This is a genomic window from Aporhodopirellula aestuarii (genome assembly GCF_023701485.1).
Lineage (GTDB): Bacteria > Planctomycetota > Planctomycetia > Pirellulales > Pirellulaceae > Rhodopirellula > Rhodopirellula aestuarii.
The window spans coordinates 52,210-69,665 of sequence record NZ_JAMQBK010000059.1 but is presented as its reverse complement, the minus strand read 5'-3'; the positions used below and the strand labels follow the sequence as shown (position 1 = coordinate 69,665).

Genomic DNA, 17,456 nt, shown 5'->3' with positions numbered 1-17,456 from the left:
TCGTGCTAAGATGATGGGACGGCCGACTCGTTGCTATGTAGCGTGGGGGGCTGTCCGGTTTGTCCTCGGCTTTTTCCTGCGCTTCGGACGCTCGAAGAGGAGGCATCCGCGGTTCATTCGCATTCCGGAAACGCCCCCGTCACGGCATCTCTCTCTCCAAGGTCCAGGTAACTAACATGCGAACGCAACTTGAAGAAACACTTGATCAGCTTCGAAAACAGCTCGCGGACGTCGAGAGCCTTGATCCTGAGGAACGCGAGCAGTTGGAGGAAGCGGTCAACGAGATCAAACAGAGCCTCGATCGTTCGGAGGTGAGTTCTCAGTCGCTAGCCGAACGATTATCGGAAGCCACCGCGCACTTTCAGGAGTCGCATCCAGCGCTCACCAATAGCGTCGGACGGATCGCCGATATGCTCGCCCAAATGGGGATCTGAACTCGGTTTGCCGACTCGGACTCCCAATTCTTAAGGCCGCCTCGGTCTTGTGTCCCGCCTCGTTTCTGCCCAATCCCTCCGCTTCACCCTGCCTATCAAAGCCCCACCCATGAAAACTGTATTCCCGTTCCTTTTGACTCTCGTCGTGGCGTTTACCTGTTCGGTTTCTTCGTTACTTTCTGCGGAAGATTGGTTGCAGTGGCGAGGGGCCGACCGCGCCAATCGTTCAGCTGAAACTGGGCTCTTTGGCACTTGGGGCGAAGACGGTCCGCCGCTGGAATGGATCACGGAAGGCCTTGGTTCGGGATACGCAAGTGTCAGCGTGGCCGATGGAGTGATCTACACCACCGGAAACATGGAATCGAATCAATCCGCGATTGCGATCAGCGAAAAGGATGGCACGATCCTTTGGAAGCAAGCGATTACCGATTCGCTACCCAAGCATGGTTACGATGGTAGTCGTACCACACCGACCGTCGATGGAAACCATCTTTACATGGTTAGCAGCGATGGAAAGATCGTCTGTCTCAGTCGCGAAAACGGTACCGTCGTTTGGTCGCGAGACTTCGAAGAGTGGGACGGCAAGATGATGAGCGGTTGGGGATTCAGTGAATCGCCCCTCGTCGACGGCGACCGGGTGATCTGCACACCCGGTGGTGAGGATGCGATGGTTGTGGCACTGAATAAGAATACGGGCGAACAAATCTGGGCGAGCAAGTTTCCTGCCGGGGACGATGACTCGTTAAAGAAGGGTGCCGGCTATTCGTCCGCCGTGATCAGTCACGGTGGCGGAGTCAAACAATACATTCAATTGGTCGGCCAGGGATTGTTCGGTATTCGGGCCAGTAACGGCGAGGTGCTGTGGCGGTATGAACGAATCGCCAACAAAACCGCAAACATTCCGACCGCGATCGTTGACGGTGACTATGTATTCACGAGCACCGGCTACAACACGGGATCTGCGCTCCTGAAATTGTCCGCCGACGGAAATGACAATGTGAAGGCGGAGGAAGTTTACTGGCTCGGCGCCCGCGAGTTACAAAACAAGCACGGCGGCGTCACGCTGGTCGACGGTTACTTGTATTGCGGGCATGGCAACGGAAACGGATTGCCGATTTGTGTCGAAATGAAAACGGGTAAGATCGCATGGGGACCTGAGCGTGCCAAAGGGAAAGGTGAAACTAGCCTTGTTTACGCTGACGGACACATCGTGATTCGACGTGAGGATGGTACCGTTATGCTCGCCACCGCGACGCCTGATGATTTCGAGGTCATTCACCTCTTTGAACCGGAGTTTCAACAAGGCAAAACTTGGGCTCATCCGGTGATTGCCAATGGCAAGTTGTATCTGCGTGAGCAGGACAAGCTGATGTGCTATCGCCTGAAGTAGTACCGCGGAATGCGAATCGGTACCAGACGCGTCAACGCAAGCGTTGATGCTAGGTACGTTACTCAGCCAACAGAGCCACGATGGACTCTCGCATTTGTTGTTCACCGGGTGTGCCTTGCCAGTTCATCTCGCCTTGCCACCAGCGGCGGATAAAACCTTTCTTGTCGATCAGATAGGTGGTTGGCCACATCGTGTTTCCCCACGCATTCCAGTTGTTGGAGTCTTGGTCGAACAAGACGGGGAATTCGAAACCGTCTTTCTTCAAGGCCTCCTTCACCCGATTGATATCGCGTTCGGCGGCTGTCTCGGGTCTCTGAATTCCGATGATGACCAGCCCATCATCGGCCATGTCGGTATGCCATGCCTTGTAGTGCGGGAAGTTGCGTTGGCAGTTAATGCACTGAAATGCGTAGAAGAAAACGGCCACGACCTTTCCGCGCAGGTCAGGCATTCGGACACTTTCGGGGCCAAGCCATTGCGAGCCTTCGGTGATGAAGTCTGGGGCTCGTGGGTAGGTTCGTTTGACTTGCGAGAAGTCAAACGTTGCGCCCACGAGCGGACCGATCTTCGCTTGTTGGTCCGGCGTTAGAATTTCGAGCAGTCCCTGGCGTTCGTTTCGCTGCTCGGTGGCGATCTCTTGAGCGGCTTGTTTGGTATCGATCGTTTTCTCGGTGAGATCCTTCTGGATGCTTGCGACTTCGGCGTCCGTCTCCGCAAACAGTTTTTCGAACTTGGCTTGTTGAGTCGGTGAGATCCCCAGGCCCGTGACAACATCGGCCCGCCGGACCATGCGGGTACCGTGAGCCTGTCGTTCGAGCTCCGCCAATCGCCTCGACTGATCGTCTTCCAGAATCTGGGAGAGCCGTTTGCGAAGATGTTGTGTGAGTTCTCTTACCTCGGCTTGCTGTTGTTCACGCGGTTGGATTCGGCTGACCCACCATCGCGGATCAACTTCCGAAATGGCGACGTCCACCTGTTTGATCTTGGATTCATCGAGTCGGAGCTCTTGTTGGACCGCGTCGTCTCGAATCATCTGCAAGAGGAAGGGCTGGCTGGTTACATCGGATGCTGCCTCCGCGGGGGGCTCTGCCGCGGAAGCAGTGAATGACATCGCTGCAACTAAGCCAAATGCGAGAGTGGGGCGGCGGAAACGCATTAGCCAGGTCGATACGCCGGAGGGAAGAGAGAGACGCCAAACGTGCATGGACTTGCTGCTTTGAGAAGAGATTTGGGATCCGGTTTCGAAGCCCGAGGAGCGGAGATGCACCGCGCGAGACAACGGTATCTAATTTGCTGTTATGTTCTTGCGACCGATGCACGTTAGGTGCACCGCGAGCCAGAGCTATTAGAAACTATACCGAGTAGGAAATATGACCGACCTATGGATTGCCATTTTAGTAATGGTTGGAGTGTCGATCGCAAGCGGCCTGTTTGCGGGCGGCTACGCGTATGCATCCAAGGGGCAGCTCACGATCTTGTATTTGAGTCTTGCGATCGTCGGGATGATCTATTTTCTGCTCTACGCGTCGGGGCAGTTGTATTGGGCGCGGATCGTTCCATCGTCTGCGGCGATCATCTATACCAACCTCGCTGCGGTATTCGCGGCACTAGCCGCCGGATGGGCGTTCCGGTTGCCGAAAACCCCGCTATGGCGGCGAACGACGTTGGCCACGCTGTTGGCCGCGTGTTCGATGGCTGCCATCGTTTGGCCGTTATTATCGATCGCAGTTCGTCCGCCACCGGCGGGGTCGGAGGTGCCGAGCGGGCCGGTGGTGATGCAGACTTCCTGGGCCACTTGCAGCCCTGCCGCGGCAGCGACTTTGCTGCGAGCCGAAGGGATCGAAGCTAGTGAAGCGGAGATGATTCCGTTGTGCTTAACCGACAGCAGCGGCACGCCGACGCTCGGCCTCTATCGCGGCGTCAAAATCAAGGCACAGCAACAGGGACGCGAGGTTGACATCGTGAATCAAACCCTCGATGAGCTGCTCGACTCCAACGATTGGCCCGTGTTGCTCGCGGTGGGGCTGCCGTATGGAGTGGAGGATCGACGCTATGCCGAGCAGTGGGGGTGGATCCCTGGGATGGGGCACAGCGTAGTGGCTCTGGCAGCCTCCCCGGATGGCGAAGGAATCGTCGTGGCCGACCCTTCGGTCGGTATGGAACGATGGTCACGAGCGGATCTTAGTGTTCTTTGGAGGGGCGTTGGGATGCGTATAACAGGGGGGCGATAGTTTCGGGGTGTCGTATCAGTCAGCCACCCGTTAGGAATATACTCAGGCGAGATGTGATTTCCCGCGTTGGGCTAGCTGCGTTAGATCGTTCACTCAGTACGGTCCGGTTCCAGGGCGAACGATATTTGGATTGTCATAGGACTGACTTATGCCACTTGAACAGGAGCAGCCCCGTTACTTTCCGACCGTCGACGAATTGGCGATGCCGGTCTTGTCGGAAGCATGCATCGAGCAAGTCGCGTTGGTCCTTGCTGCGATCAGTCCAACCATGCTGGATCAACCTTCGTCGGGATGCCGCACTCTTTACGAGGTCAATCATGACCCCAAGGTGGTCCGCGTCGATCCGGCGGTGGAGCTTCGCCAAGATCATCGCTATCTGCTTCGCACGCTGCATGACGGGAGTGATGAGTCGTTTGATAAGTTGTGGTTCAAATCAAAACGTTTGAAAGGCTCGGGCGATTCGAGTTTGTTGTTGGATCTGGTCAAGCGGTTGCGTGATCTCGAAATCGATGAAGACGGAGATTCTTTGGCCCGATCGAAACACCAAAAGATTGCTGCGGAAATCTTTCCCAACGCCGCGCGAGTGCAGTATTACTTTTTTCACTCCGCAGTACAAAAAATCGACCGTGAATTGTCGATACGCAGAGTCTCCTCGCAGAGTCGTCCCGTGGTAGGCGGGTTCCTCAGGCGATTCTTCGAAACGCCTGAAGAAGCGAGCGGCATTGAGATCCCTGAGCTGATCCTTGTTGAGGCGGAGTTGTATTTGGCTTCGTCTATCAATCTGTGCCGTGTTCTGCGAAGCGTCGCCCAGCGTATTCGCCGCGCCGATGCGTCATAAAACGCATCAATGAGATCGATGATCGAGACAAATCGGTTCAGTCGTCGAGTTCAACGACGGCACCTACGACGGGGAACCAGTTTGAGAACTGCTTGTCAGCGGGGTCGCCGACTTGAACATAGCCTCGCTGATGATCCAGATTGAAGATGGTCATCGGACAGTCTTCTTCGACTCTAAGGGTCAGTCGATAGTCACCGTCTCGTGACGTGGGTTGAATCTCGGCTTGGAGCACTTTGGGTTCAACATCCAATACCTCGATCTTGCGTCCTTCGCCGCCCCGAACACGGACAAAGAGGTGCCACGTCGATTCTTCCCCCGCGGTCAACGTTCCGACGTGAAGCCCTTCGTGCATATGCAAAAGTGGGCTGATAAAAGAAATCGGTGGACGGACCTTACCGGCGTAGGTAATCGTGCGGGTGATGTCGGGCGAACCGTCGCCCGGGCGAATCGTGACCGTGAGATCACCTTGGAATTGTCCCGGACGATGTCGTGGCGTGGCCAACGCGACGCGGACGGCGGATTGGGGATGTTTGTCCGCCAACGCGATGTCGTCGTTTTCGATGGGGGTGACCTCCCAGTTGAGCGTTGCGTCATTTTCATTGGAAGTGATGCTCATGACCGTGAACTCGCTCCACAATTGACTGAAGAGGACGAAGTCACCGGTCGCCATCTCGCCGACTTGTTGTGCAACGAGTGCAACAGACTCCGGTGCAATGAGTTGCGCGCGAACTTCGCCTTCTACCGTTAATTCGATTTCTTTGTGCATCGGATCGCTCGTCACAATCGTTGCGGTTTGTTCATACTTCTCGGCCTGGTATCCGGTGTTCCATTCCAACGTCACGTTGGTCGAGGCGCCGGGTTGCAGGAGTTGGTGTTCGAGTTTGCCCACGGTGCATTTGCAACTCGTACCTGCGACTTTGAGGCTCAGTGGTCCTTGGCCCTCATTGCGAATTGTAAAGGAGTGACTTGCCGTGATATGGGGATCGATCATGCCAAAGTCGTAGGTGGTCTGGTCGACGACCGCGAGGGGAAGTTCTTCGGCTGGGATTTCTCCTTGCAGTACTCTCTGTTGCTGGGCGATGAGCGACAGTTTTTCATCGTATTCTTCCCTGCGTTGATCCGGGACACCGTATGGCTTGTATTCCACGGCGAGGGAGAAGGCCCCTGCAATGCTGATCATGAGGATCGCCGCAATGGGGAGCGTAATGAATTTGATAAAATGAGATTTCATGAGGAAGTTGAGTGTGCGAAGTGCTCTGACTCGTTATGGGAAAAACCTCCGCAACCTCGTCGAGGCTGCGGAGGCGTTATGCGAAACGATGATCAAATGAGTTTGATCATACGCCTTGTCCTATTCGAACTTGCCTTTGAGGTAGAGATCGTTGAGGAAGATGCCGCCGAAGAAATCGTCGCGAGCCATTTCCAATTTATCGTCGGCGTAACCAACGCCATCGACTTGACTGTCATCAGGATTGATTGCAAAACCTGGGTTCAAGAAGCCGTCACCGTTTTGGTCGTAGAATACTTTGACGCTGCCGTCTGCCATCAGGATGTTGCACGAACCTTGGTGAATGGCGAACCAGTCACGGGTGTCTTGCAGGTAAAGGCCGTTTCCGAGGCTACCACCAGCAGTCCCTGTCGGGGCGTCGCAGGCAGCGGTGGTCGGGTTGCCACGCTCGCACAGGAGTTGTGCACGCAAGGAAACACCGTTGCCGATTAGGTCGATGTTGGCGGTCGCTGGGCTGGCGTCGGCAACGTATGCGGGTCCGTCGTTGAAAGCTTCAGTTAACAAATCACCTGCGTTGATGTAGGTGACCGTGTCATCGGCGCTATTGGCTCCCGCGAACACGGTGCGGCTTACGCCAGGGCCGTGAGCAATTGCGACTTGCAGGATCGCTTCATCGATATCGCCAGGAGCGGCACAGCCGATCATGCCGACATTGCTGCTGCTGACGCGGCTGCGGTCCATCACGTTGGCGCTGAGCGGTCCGGTGGTTCCACCGAGACCCTTGAAACCACCTGCCGATGACGTGTGAAGCGTGTTGGAAATCGTTTCGGTCTTCATCATTCCCCGGACCATGTGCCAGCTGGCAGCGTAGTTGGTGTTGTATCCGTTGGTGAAGAAGTAACGTGAAATCAATTCGGCACGTTCGGCAGACAGTTCGTCAGTCGACGCGAAGGTCGTAACCGATCCGGAACCCGTAATTTCGTTGAAGCTTGACTTGCCACACTGGCCGGCGGCCAAGCGGGCGGTCGGTGCACCGTCTTTGGCGTCGGTGGTGTCGGCACCGTAAAGGTCGTTGATTTTCTCCGAACCCTTGAGTGGGTTCGATGGGTCGAGCGACTCATTCATGTTGCCGTCGCCAACGTTGACGATGTCGGCAACCCAGCCGTAGGTGTCCATGCAGCCGTCGCGACGGAAATCCGACGCACCGGAGGAGTAAGCTCCATTTGGCTGGCGGCCGCTGTATTTGAACAAGCCGACGCCGATGTTCTTGAGGTTGGCTTGGCACTGGGCTTGGCGGGCGGCCTCACGAGCCTTGGTGATTGCGGGCAGCAAGAGGGCGGCGAGCAATGCGATGATCGCGATCACGACCAACAGTTCGATCAGGGTGAAACCCTGTTTACGCATGCGCGTTTGCATTTTGAATTCCTTCAGAAATTTCATTTGTGTCTCGGCGTGAGACATCAGTTGTTGTTAAGATTTGGTGATGTTTGTGAGTCTCGTGGCATGTCGCGATTGATTTCCAGAAACCGTTGCAGCGGTGATTGGAATGCGACGTGTCACGGCTCCTTTCTTCTTTCAAAGTTGAGAGACCCCGGCCTCACAAATTGGCCGGTGTCGACATGTCAGTGAATGGTCGGTCTGCCAACTGACCTCTGACTCTCCTAGGCACTGCAGATGCTAAAGGGGGATGTGTCTCCTTGGTGGTTTGAAGGTGAAAGGAACTTGGAACGAACAGTGGTTCATCCGATGGGGTGGCATTGATGCCGTTTTTCTGCCGCACGAAATTCTTGGATGCCGCCAGCCAAACCAGCGGCTTTCCGCTCGGCAATCCCCTTCGGATGCCGGTGTTCTAGCGAAGTGATTTGGGGGTGAAAGTGCTAACGGGGTTGATTCATCAACCTTTCACACAACCTACATATGAGGCTTCGCCAAGCTTCAGAAAGCGGTAGGTCTGGGGCAAAGAAGCTTTCCACGCGAGGGGGGGGCGTGGGGCGTGATCAGCGGATGTCGAGTCCGAAAGCGCTTTGGGGGCGGGTGGTCGGCCAAAACCTAAAAGAAAGCCCCGCTCGCGCAGGATGCGCGCTCAGCCAGGCGAGCGAAGAGACGAAAGCGGTGCGCTAAGGAGCTCGCTGCAGCAGTTGCTCGGAAAAGAAGTCGCGGACCTGTTTTTGCGTCCTGGGGTGCATGAAGGTCACAAGGTGGCCTTGGTCTTTGATCACCGTCAAAGCGACCGAAACGCCGACCGCTTTCAACGCGTCGGCAAACCCCTGGCTGCTTTCGATCGGCACGATCAGGTCTTTTTCACCGTGGATCAGCTGCGTCGGCGGGTCCCCGGCGGAAACATGTGCCGTCGGCGATGCGGCGACATAGATTTCGGGAAATTGCCGACGTGATCCGTGCAAGAAAAACGACAACGCTTCGCTGTCGATCGGCAGGAGTCTTAGATCGCAGGGAGGACCGCCGGCACACACCGCGGCGATCTTAGGGAGACGCTTCCAACGCGGGTCATCGATTGCCCAGTCGCTCGAAGTGGCTTGGGTTTCATCGGTCTCGTCGGACATCACTCCCACTAAGGCCGACAAATGGCCGCCCGCAGAATAACCAAACATACCGATTCGTTGTGGATCGATACTGAGTTCATCGGCGTTATCGGCCAAGTACAACAACGCGTGACGGACGTCATCGACCTGAGCAGGAAACTTAGAATAAGGGGCCAGGCGATAGTTAATGTTGAGCACGCAAAATCCCATTTCAGCGAGTTGTTCGCTGTAGCTGCCGAGCGACCATTTGTCACCCACCAACCAGCCCCCACCGTGCACGACAACGACGGCGGGCCGCAGACGTCCGGTGACACGAACCGGTGCCTGTTGCGACGACGACGCAAGGCATTCTTCCGATTCATGGGAAGCGTCCGAGACGGTGTCATCGGGGAAGATCGGAAGGTAGAGATCCGCGAGTCCAGACTTTCCTTCCTGCAGTTCAGGAGAACTGCTGTACCGAATATCCCAATACGTTTTGATGTCGGGGGACGCAGATTCCTCAGCCACGAGTTGGGATGAGAAAAGCAGCGACCACCCGACGATCGCAACGGAGATTGTTCGAATCAGATTCAATTTGCACGTGCCAAATTCTGTGCCCTCAAACCCTCGATGTATTGATGGGTAATATTGAGGACTTCTTGGTTGTAATACGTGTCACGGAAAACGACGTCGGATCCGAGTTGGGCTTCGAGTTCTTCTTCCTCTTCATCCTTTTGTGCCTTCATTTCGGCACGTCGTTGCATGAACTTTTCCTCGTTGAGCGAGATGCTCTTCTGGTCTTTCTGTTCAACATACAACGCGATCCGGCGCATCAACTCGGTGAACTCCTTGTTCGTCGCAATCCGTTGCTGAGAACTGACGCGGAGACTGTTGATGAGGTCCATCGGCACCATTCTGTAAAGGTTATGGCGGGCCGGGTTCACTCGGTCGTGTTCGAGTGCGTATTCCAGGTCGCCTTCGGCAACCGGCATTTTGCTGATCACGCTCGGCAGGATGATGTCTGCGGCGACACCTTTTAGCTGGGTGCTTTCGCCGTCGGGCAGATAGAACTGTTGCAGCGTGACCTTCAACGCGCCGTAATTGGCTCGTTTGATCCGGAAGAGTGACTGACCGATGTCCATCAGCGTTTGGACGGTTCCTTTGCCGTGGGTTTGTGGGTCACCGACGACGATGCCGCGGTGATAGTCCTTGATTGCCCCGGCAAAAATCTCACTCGCACTCGCGCTGAGTTTGCTGGTCAGGACGACGAGCGGTCCGTCCCAGACGGTACCACGTTGATCGTCGTCGTACTTCTGGACCGAGCCGTTGGCATCTTTGACTTGAACCACGGGGCCTTGGTCGATGAACAGTCCGGTCAAGCTGATCGCTTCGGTGAGCGAACCGCCGCCGTTGCGGCTGAGGTCGAGTACCACTCCGGCGACGTTTTGACGTTTAAAGTCTTCGAGAATCTTGGCGACATCACGCGTGCTGCTGCGGAAGTCCGCGTCTTGTCGTTTGGCACCTTCCATGTCCATGTAGAAACTGGGCAGGTTGATGTAACCGATCTTGAGCGTGGAGTTCTGGTTGGAGAGTTGGTGTTCGATGATCTCACCCCGCGCCGCGGAGTCTTCGAGTTCGACTCGAGCACGAACGATCTCGTAGATCTCCATGTTTCCGGTTCCACCGGGACGGACGCCCAATCGAACCGTGGTTCCGGCCTTACCGCGGATCAGTTTAACAACGTCCTTGAGCGGCATTTCGAGAATGTCAACCATCTCACCGTCGTCACCCTGTCCGACGGCGACGATGGTGTCATCGGGTTTGAGTTTGCCGTGCAAATCGGCAGCACCGCCGGGGATGATCGCCTTGACTTGAGTCGTGCCGTCCTTTTCACCGAGGGAGGCACCGATCCCGTCGAGATTCAGGCTCATGCTGATTGTGAAGTCTTCGAGCGTCGCAGGCGACATGTAGGTCGAGTGCGGATCGTAGCTGTTGGTGACCGCGGTCAGGAACATTTCCAGAATGTCATCGCTGCTGGTCGATTTCCAACGATTGGCATATCGGTCGTAACGCCGCATCAATTGGTCGCGTGCTTCTTGGCCGACAACGGGTTCATCGGAATCCTTGAGGTCGAGCAACGACAGTTTCAGTTGGCGGCGCCACCGGTCGGTTGCTTCGTCGACGTTCTGAGCGTATTGGGCGGCGTCACGATCGACGATGACTTGCTCATCGACGGTGAAGTCGAAGTCTGTCTTCAGGAGTTGGCGGATGGTCGCGACGCGTTCGTCGACGCGTTGCGTGAATCGCCCAAAGATGTAGTACGCCAGATCAAGGTTTCCGGCTCGAACGTGATCGTCGAGCACGGTGGAGTACTTTTTGAATTGGTCGATATCGCTTTGCAGGAAATACAGTTTGAGCGGATCGAATGACTCAATGTACAGGTCCAATGCCCGGGCGCTGAGAACGTTGTCGAGTTCTTTTCCCGAGACATGCTCGCTGGGCATCAGGCGTGAGATCAGCCGCGATACGACGCCGTCTTGTGGAGCCGGTTTGGGTAATTGGACGGGACGGGCGGCCGGGGCGGGTTGTTGGGCGTTTTGCGGAGCGGTCGCTTGCCGCGCACCTTCACTCGGGATCAGTTCGACCGGTTGCTGGCCCGGTGGAATGGCTTCTCGAAGAATGGTCGCGTTTTGAGCTTGGACGGGCGGCGAACCGCCGGAGAACGCCACCAAAGAGCCCAATATCGCGATTGCGAAGTGAGAAGCATAGGAACGAAGGCGATGCGACATAGAGTATCTGCGTGGGTGAAGTGGCCGCGCCCTCTCGCAAGCATGTGGCACCGCTCAGAGCGTCTGGGCGGAATTTTGGATGCGAGTGAGCAAGAATTTCAGAGAGGTTATTAGGGGATAGTAGGAAAGGGCGGAAAGTCAGGCAACCGCGATTTCTCCGGCAAATGATTGTACGCGTGGCGGCGATTCGGGTTCGGGTTGTGACGAAGATTGCAATTATCCGAGCTCAGTTAGGCCGATTGTTCGGGATTTACCGAATGTTCCCGGTAACATTTGCCGATAACTCTGCTTGAAGTGGTTCTGCCGATACCGGCGGACGCTTCGTTACGAGACGCACGGTGGGGAATCGATTAAGACGCAGCGACCTACCAGGACGTTGGTTTTTGACGTTTACCGCAGTGCCTCGAACCGCCCACGGATCTCGACGATTGGTCCCGTACTCAGGCAGGCATTGATTCAGGAATCAGGGATGAACACTCGCTCAAAACACACCTCGATACCGACGAAAAACTCGGCGGCCGTTTTTCGGTCGATTGTCGCAGCCGGCGTTGCTGCGATGCTAGTTGTCGTCGGTTCGCCGACAATCCTGTCAGCGGCACCGCCGTCGGCTGAGGACGACATTGATTACGCGGCCAGCGGATTTATGCTTCCGCCTGGGGTTAACCCCTCGGCGTGGTCCACCGCCGCCGGCGTAAGTGCTGTCGGAGGAATGAATTACGCTAGTCAGCCGGCAGTCAGCGGCCCCATGCTCGGTGGCCAGATGCCTACCGGCCCAATGGTCGCGGCACCTGGCATCGGCGGCCCGATGATGGGCAACACGCCTTTGGCACAAACCATTCCGAGTTCGTTCCCATCGGGACCGATTCCTGGAATGCCCGTGCCGACTGGACTACAAGGGCCGATCGGGCCGGCAGCCTACCAGGCGGCGATGCAGAGTCCGTACGGTCACGTCATGCCGATCAGCTATCAAGATGGCGGAATGGGCGGGCAATACCAGGTTTACGACGGTGGCTACGCTGATTCATACGGCTATGCATGTAGCTCATGCGATGGCGGTTCCTGCGACGGTGCGGCGTGTGGCTCGTGTGGTGGCGGCGGAGGCGGGTTCAACGGAATTCTGCCCGCGTTGATGGGCAAGTGCGGCTCGTGCAACGGCCAAGGCTGTGGCATCTGTAACTCAAGCCTGTATCAAAGCGGGTGCCTCGGCAAAGGCGGCATGTTGGGTGATTGGTGCAGCGGAAAATGCATGCAAGGCGATTTCGGGCTGTTGATGGGAACCATCGGCGGCAACGTCGCGGCCATTTGTGATGCCATCAAACCTTACAGCGAAGCGGGCAAATGTGCTCAGCGTTGGTACGACGTGTCCGTCGAGGCGATGTTCTTGGGACACAATTTCACCCAAGACGACATGGTGATCAGCACCCTCGGTGTCAGTGGTACCCCACAGATTAGCCTGAGCGATGCAAAAGTAGGCGATCTGGAGGCGGGTGTGCGAGTCTCTGCTGCGATGATTATGGGAGTCGGTGGAAATTTGGAGATGGTGTATGTCGGGGGACATGAATGGAGTAACACCGCTCAAGCGGCAGCGACGAGCACCGTCGCTCCTAATTTGTATTCGTACATTTCGAACTACGGCGTCACTCCCGCAGGTGGCTATGACGACCCCGATCAATCGCTGACTCATTCAGTAACGGTTGATTCGGTGTTCCACAGCGGGGAATTGAATTATCGTCGCCGGACGGTGGGGCCGGGATGTCGCTTCCAAGGCTCATGGTTGGGCGGCTTTCGCTACCTGCGTCTGGACAACGGATTCGGCTTCAACGCGGTCGGTACGTTGACTGATGGTGCCGGAAACGTGGTCGCCGGAACCCCAGGCGGTCCGGGTAACGACGAACTGCGATTCTACAATTCGTCGACGCTTACGAAGAACAACCTGTTCGTCGGCCAGATCGGCTATGACGTTTGGTGGAACATGATGCCTGGCATCCAACTTGGCTTCGGAATGAAGGGTGGTTGGGGACAAAACGACTGGGAACGGAATACGTATATCAACGCCAACTCGGCGGGAGTGGGTGCGACGGCGGGTGTCGTCAGTATCAGCGACCGCGATCGGCTTTGCACGGTCATGGGCGAAATCGAAACCAAATTGGTTTACCGATTCTCGCACTCCTGGTCACTCCGAACGGCCCATCACTTGATCGCGATCGACGATGTTCTCGACACGGTTCCATCGGCCGGTTTCGTCCAGAATTCATTGACCACTGTCAGTGCGGGGAACCAAGTTACCACGCCACCTGCGGCAAGCTTCAGCTCGGTGGTGATGCAAGGTTTCACGATCGGTGCGGAATATATCTGGTAATTGGACCGGTATTGCCGAAATGCCGGCTCGCTCCTCGCGGGCGTCGCCGGCAAATCGAGATTCGGGGTGCGACGGCGCCGTTGAGCGAAGGAACCCTCTGTTGAGGGCCAATGCCGTTGCTGTGTGAATTTCGCACGGCTACGAAAATGGAGGGGAACGATCTACACTACGTTTCCCAGTACTCTTCGCTCCGACCTGAATATCTTCTCTTCATGATTCCACGCAAACCTCTTTTCCCCGGTGTCATCGAGCTTAACTTCCAAGCCGGTGAGGTCCTCGGTTGCAACCTTTATCTGGTCTATGACCAAGATGAGTGGGTGTTGATCGATATTGGGTACGAAGAAACGGTCGATGACTACATTCAGATCATCCGTGATTTGGATTTCCCTCTGTCTCGATGCAAATCGTTGATCGCCACGCACGCCGACGTGGATCACATCCAGGGTCTTGCGAAGGCCAAACAGGCACTCAAGACGACGGTAACGGCGCATCCCAATGCGGTGGAACCGCTGCGGACGGGTGACACCCTCAAGACACTGGCGTTGATCGAAGCCCAAAACCTGAATTTGGCCATGCCACCTGTCGAGATCGAGAACCAGGTCAATGACGGCGACATCATCCGCGTCGGAGACCTCGAACTCGAAGTCTGGCATACACCGGGACACACCGACAGCCAGTTGGCGTTTCGTTTGGGCGACGTTTTGCTCTCGGGAGACAACGTCTACCGCGATGGGTGCATCGGAGCGATCGACGCCCACCACGGAAGTGATATCAAAGCCTTCATTAAGTCTCTGACTCGAATCCGCAATAGCGACGTCCGATGGTTGGCCCCGAGTCACGGGCCGATCTTCGCTAAGGACAACGCGATGCTCGATAAAGTCATCGAGCGTGTGCAAGGCTATTTGCACATGGCGGACTTCGGAACCCTCGCTGACGGTTGGCCGTTGATGGATCAGTGGGACGATGAAGTCGCCCAGGGGATCCTTCCCGAAGGTTTGCAACTGCCGTCCTGATCTGTCCCGGTACGCCGCGGGTTGGGCGTATGAACAGGGCAATGTGTCAACAGATAAAAAAAGGCTGATGTGGGGACCACAGCAGCCTTTCGTTGGATAGTCGATTGTGAACCGTCGCTATTCGCCTTTTCCGATTTCTTCCGCTTCTGCGGCGAGTTTCGCTTCTTGTTCTACCAAGGCGTTGTAGTCATCGATCTGCTGTTGGCTGAGTCCGTCAGCAACGGACGAGGCTTCAGGTGACGAGCATCCGATGATGACACCCGCAATAAAGGTGCAAAGCAAAATTCTGGATCTCATGTAATCTCCTTAAAGATGTGTTAATGGTGGTGTGACGAATGGTACGGGCTTTAGGCGAATCTTGATGGGAACGGATGGCTCGAGCCCAATTCCGTCTACCTTCGCACTAACCGGGTGGTTTTTATCGCGGAGCGGCGCGAGCCACCCGGTAGATTTCGAACTTCTTACTCGCTGTAACCGGGCAGCTTGCGCCGCACCGCTAACAAAATAGATGGCATTGGGCTTAGCGCCGTCGGCTCTCTAAGCCTGTGCCATCGAGTGGTGTGACCCGATCCCGGCCATCGAACGCGATGGCCGGGGTTTGTGACTGGTCATTCGAACGTTCGGTCTAGAACTCTTCGTCGATCACTTCTTTGTTGGCACGTGTACCGAGCGAACCCCAAAGCCCATAAGGACTTGGCGAACCCGGAGCAGGAGTGCTCGTGTGGTACGACACCATTCTGGTATTGCTGTTGCCAGCCTCGATGGAATCGGTAACGAATTTCACTGCTCCGTCACCCATCAGGACGTGAGCACCGCCTTGGTGGCGACTGGAAACGGTGACCATCGAGTCATTGCTGGTCCGACCACCTGTGCAAATCCCTGAGTTCGGAGGCAGAATGGTGTGCACTTGGGTGAAGAAGTGCATGGCATCATGCCAGCGATAACCGCGTCCGATCAAAACACTTGGGTTTGCTCCGGATTGCCAGAACTGAGGCCTTTCGGGATCGTGGAACTGGTCCATGTAGCGTGGGTTCTTGCGGCACTCTCTTCGACCATGACCTGCTTTATCGTTGATCGAATCGTTCTGCGGCATCGATGTCCGGTTATCGGAATCGCCCAAGTCCGTGGCGATTTCACCACACATGACTGTATTGGATAGTCCGTCGAGCGTGTCCCGGAATTTCATTTTTGTGTTTAATATGAACATGCCGCGATGAACCATCCGTGATCGCTCAGCTTGCTGTTGATTGTTTGCCGTGTAAGGCATCGTTGCACCGCTGCTGACCTTGTGAACGAATACGGTTCCTTCACGAGACATGACCGACGAGTCGCCCGTGCAGGCGGCGTAGTTTGTGCGGCCGAGCGAAGGCAAGCCCGTGCCGGGGTCGCTGGGACAACGGAAGGTGGGGATGTTGGTTGCCCATGGACCGTAGTCGAGTCGAGCAACGCCAGGTCCCATCGCTTGCCATGGTGGATTCTTGCTCGATCCATCCGCCTTAACGTTGAGAGGATTGGAAATTTGCTCCCACAGTGCTTGCTGCTCAATGAATGGCAGGACACTGATCAGGAACGATCCGCGACGGTTGATGCTCGTTCCGTTGCTGTCACCCGCGTAGATCTGCTGGCCAGCAGGACGGTCCGTGCCGGTTCCGTGAACTGGGAGACCTTTGTATGCGGAGTGATAGTTGTGAATTCCCAAACCGATTTGTTTGAAGTTGTTGCTGCAGCTCATCCGACGAGCCGCTTCACGAGCCGCCTGCACGGCCGGCAAAAGAAGGCCTACGAGCACGCCGATGATCGCGATGACCACCAACAGTTCGACGAGAGTGAATGCCGATCGATAACGTTTCATGTGAATACCCTTAACAGAGAAGAATGTAACGGGAAATCGTTCCGCTTAAGTTGTTGTTTGCGGTGCTTTGGATTCCCTGGTAGTACATCCGGTCTCCATGCAGGTTATTTGCGCTAAAACTCAGAAGTTTTCTTTCTAATATAAGCCTGGCTTCTAAATGAGCGTTTCTGGGATTCCTCGCCGGGTCATGCACGCTCGGTTTGAAACCTCGGATTGTTCTTAAAAACGTCGGTTTCGACTTTGCGTCAAATGGTTTCGGTTGTGCGTCAGCCGAAGCAGTTGCGGTCGCGACGGCAGGCGATCGCTCCGGACGCGCTAGGCCGATACGACGTAGCAAGGTGGTTGCCGAGTTTGGCTACGTTCTTGATCGCATTCACTTTGCTTGACAATTGAAGTCGATCACGGTTGCTTTCGTGCGATTGCAGGCATGCGTCTGTGCGAAGCTTTGCCGAAAGCACGGTGATCCAAAGCTCCGCCTAAGCGTTAGCGACACCTTCACGACAAAAATGAAAGTAGCGATGCAGATGCTTCGTTCGACTTTTGCACTTTTCGGGCGATGCGTCGTCCTATTGTAGAACAATTGTCTCAATTGTTTCGCCAGCACAGCCGGCTCAGGGTTTCAAGCAACTGGCACAATTGTTTTACAAAGCGAATCGCAAGTGATTCGTCCAAAGCAAAACGTGAAAAGTCAAACTTAGAACGCGAGCTTGTGAGAACCGGAATGCGGCAGGATTCCGTTGTGGCGACGCCGCTGGCATCGTGTGTGGGGGGCGGTTTGCGATTCGCGTGACACAGTTATCATG

At 55.8% G+C, this 17,456-nt stretch carries 13 protein-coding genes; 6 read left to right on the top strand and 7 right to left on the bottom strand.

Features of this window, described 5'->3' with window-relative positions; genetic code table 11:
• Window positions 1-176 precede the first annotated feature (176 nt).
• Complete coding sequence (locus NB063_RS20515; RefSeq protein ID WP_250930635.1) at window positions 177-434, top strand: DUF4404 family protein; 258 nt, start codon at window positions 177-179, stop codon at window positions 432-434.
• A 109-nt stretch (window positions 435-543) separates the two neighbouring features.
• A complete protein-coding gene (locus tag NB063_RS20510; RefSeq protein WP_250930634.1) occupies window positions 544-1,824 on the top strand; it encodes a PQQ-binding-like beta-propeller repeat protein in 1,281 nt (426 codons plus the stop codon).
• A gap of 58 nt (window positions 1,825-1,882) precedes the next feature.
• On the opposite strand, the gene NB063_RS20505 is transcribed toward NB063_RS20510, so the two are convergent.
• The gene (locus NB063_RS20505; RefSeq protein ID WP_250930633.1) at window positions 1,883-2,935 is read right to left on the bottom strand and encodes a redoxin domain-containing protein; all 1,053 of its coding nucleotides are present in this window, start codon (window positions 2,933-2,935) and stop codon (window positions 1,883-1,885) included.
• Window positions 2,936-3,194: 259 nt separating this feature from the next.
• Between NB063_RS20505 and NB063_RS20500 the strand changes: the two genes are divergently transcribed.
• Window positions 3,195-4,055, top strand: a complete 861-nt coding sequence (locus tag NB063_RS20500) for a cysteine peptidase family C39 domain-containing protein (protein ID WP_250930632.1) — start codon at window positions 3,195-3,197, stop codon at window positions 4,053-4,055.
• 148 nt (window positions 4,056-4,203) lie between these two features.
• Complete coding sequence (locus NB063_RS20495; RefSeq protein WP_250930631.1) at window positions 4,204-4,893, top strand: hypothetical protein; 690 nt, start codon at window positions 4,204-4,206, stop codon at window positions 4,891-4,893.
• A gap of 37 nt (window positions 4,894-4,930) precedes the next feature.
• Here the strand turns inward: NB063_RS20495 and NB063_RS20490 are convergent, their stop codons facing one another.
• The 4 genes from NB063_RS20490 to NB063_RS20470 form a co-directional block, all read right to left on the bottom strand.
• The gene (locus NB063_RS20490; RefSeq protein ID WP_250930630.1) at window positions 4,931-6,124 is read right to left on the bottom strand and encodes a DUF1573 domain-containing protein; all 1,194 of its coding nucleotides are present in this window, start codon (window positions 6,122-6,124) and stop codon (window positions 4,931-4,933) included.
• Window positions 6,125-6,244: 120 nt separating this feature from the next.
• Window positions 6,245-7,537, bottom strand: a complete 1,293-nt coding sequence (locus tag NB063_RS20485) for a DUF1559 domain-containing protein (RefSeq protein ID WP_261367495.1) — start codon at window positions 7,535-7,537, stop codon at window positions 6,245-6,247.
• Between the two features lie 701 nt (window positions 7,538-8,238).
• Window positions 8,239-9,168 carry an alpha/beta hydrolase fold domain-containing protein gene (locus NB063_RS20475; RefSeq protein WP_250930629.1) on the bottom strand — a complete coding sequence of 310 codons (930 nt, stop codon included), beginning with the start codon at window positions 9,166-9,168 and terminating at the stop codon, window positions 8,239-8,241.
• A gap of 62 nt (window positions 9,169-9,230) precedes the next feature.
• Window positions 9,231-11,429, bottom strand: coding sequence for a carboxy terminal-processing peptidase (locus NB063_RS20470; RefSeq protein ID WP_250930628.1), 2,199 nt, complete (start codon window positions 11,427-11,429; stop codon window positions 9,231-9,233).
• 469 nt (window positions 11,430-11,898) lie between these two features.
• Here NB063_RS20470 and NB063_RS20465 point away from each other — a divergent pair, with 469 nt between their 5' ends.
• Window positions 11,899-13,788: a BBP7 family outer membrane beta-barrel protein gene (locus NB063_RS20465; protein WP_250930627.1), complete on the top strand. Its 1,890-nt coding sequence runs from the start codon at window positions 11,899-11,901 to the stop codon at window positions 13,786-13,788.
• Between the two features lie 212 nt (window positions 13,789-14,000).
• Window positions 14,001-14,801 (top strand): MBL fold metallo-hydrolase, encoded by an 801-nt coding sequence (locus tag NB063_RS20460; protein WP_250930626.1) that lies wholly within the window; start codon window positions 14,001-14,003, stop codon window positions 14,799-14,801.
• Window positions 14,802-14,918: 117 nt separating this feature from the next.
• Here NB063_RS20460 and NB063_RS20455 read toward each other — a convergent pair whose 3' ends face one another.
• Window positions 14,919-15,098, bottom strand: coding sequence for a hypothetical protein (locus NB063_RS20455; RefSeq protein ID WP_250930625.1), 180 nt, complete (start codon window positions 15,096-15,098; stop codon window positions 14,919-14,921).
• Between the two features lie 328 nt (window positions 15,099-15,426).
• Complete coding sequence (locus tag NB063_RS20450) at window positions 15,427-16,653, bottom strand: DUF1559 domain-containing protein (RefSeq protein ID WP_250930624.1); 1,227 nt, start codon at window positions 16,651-16,653, stop codon at window positions 15,427-15,429.
• Window positions 16,654-17,456 lie beyond the last annotated feature (803 nt).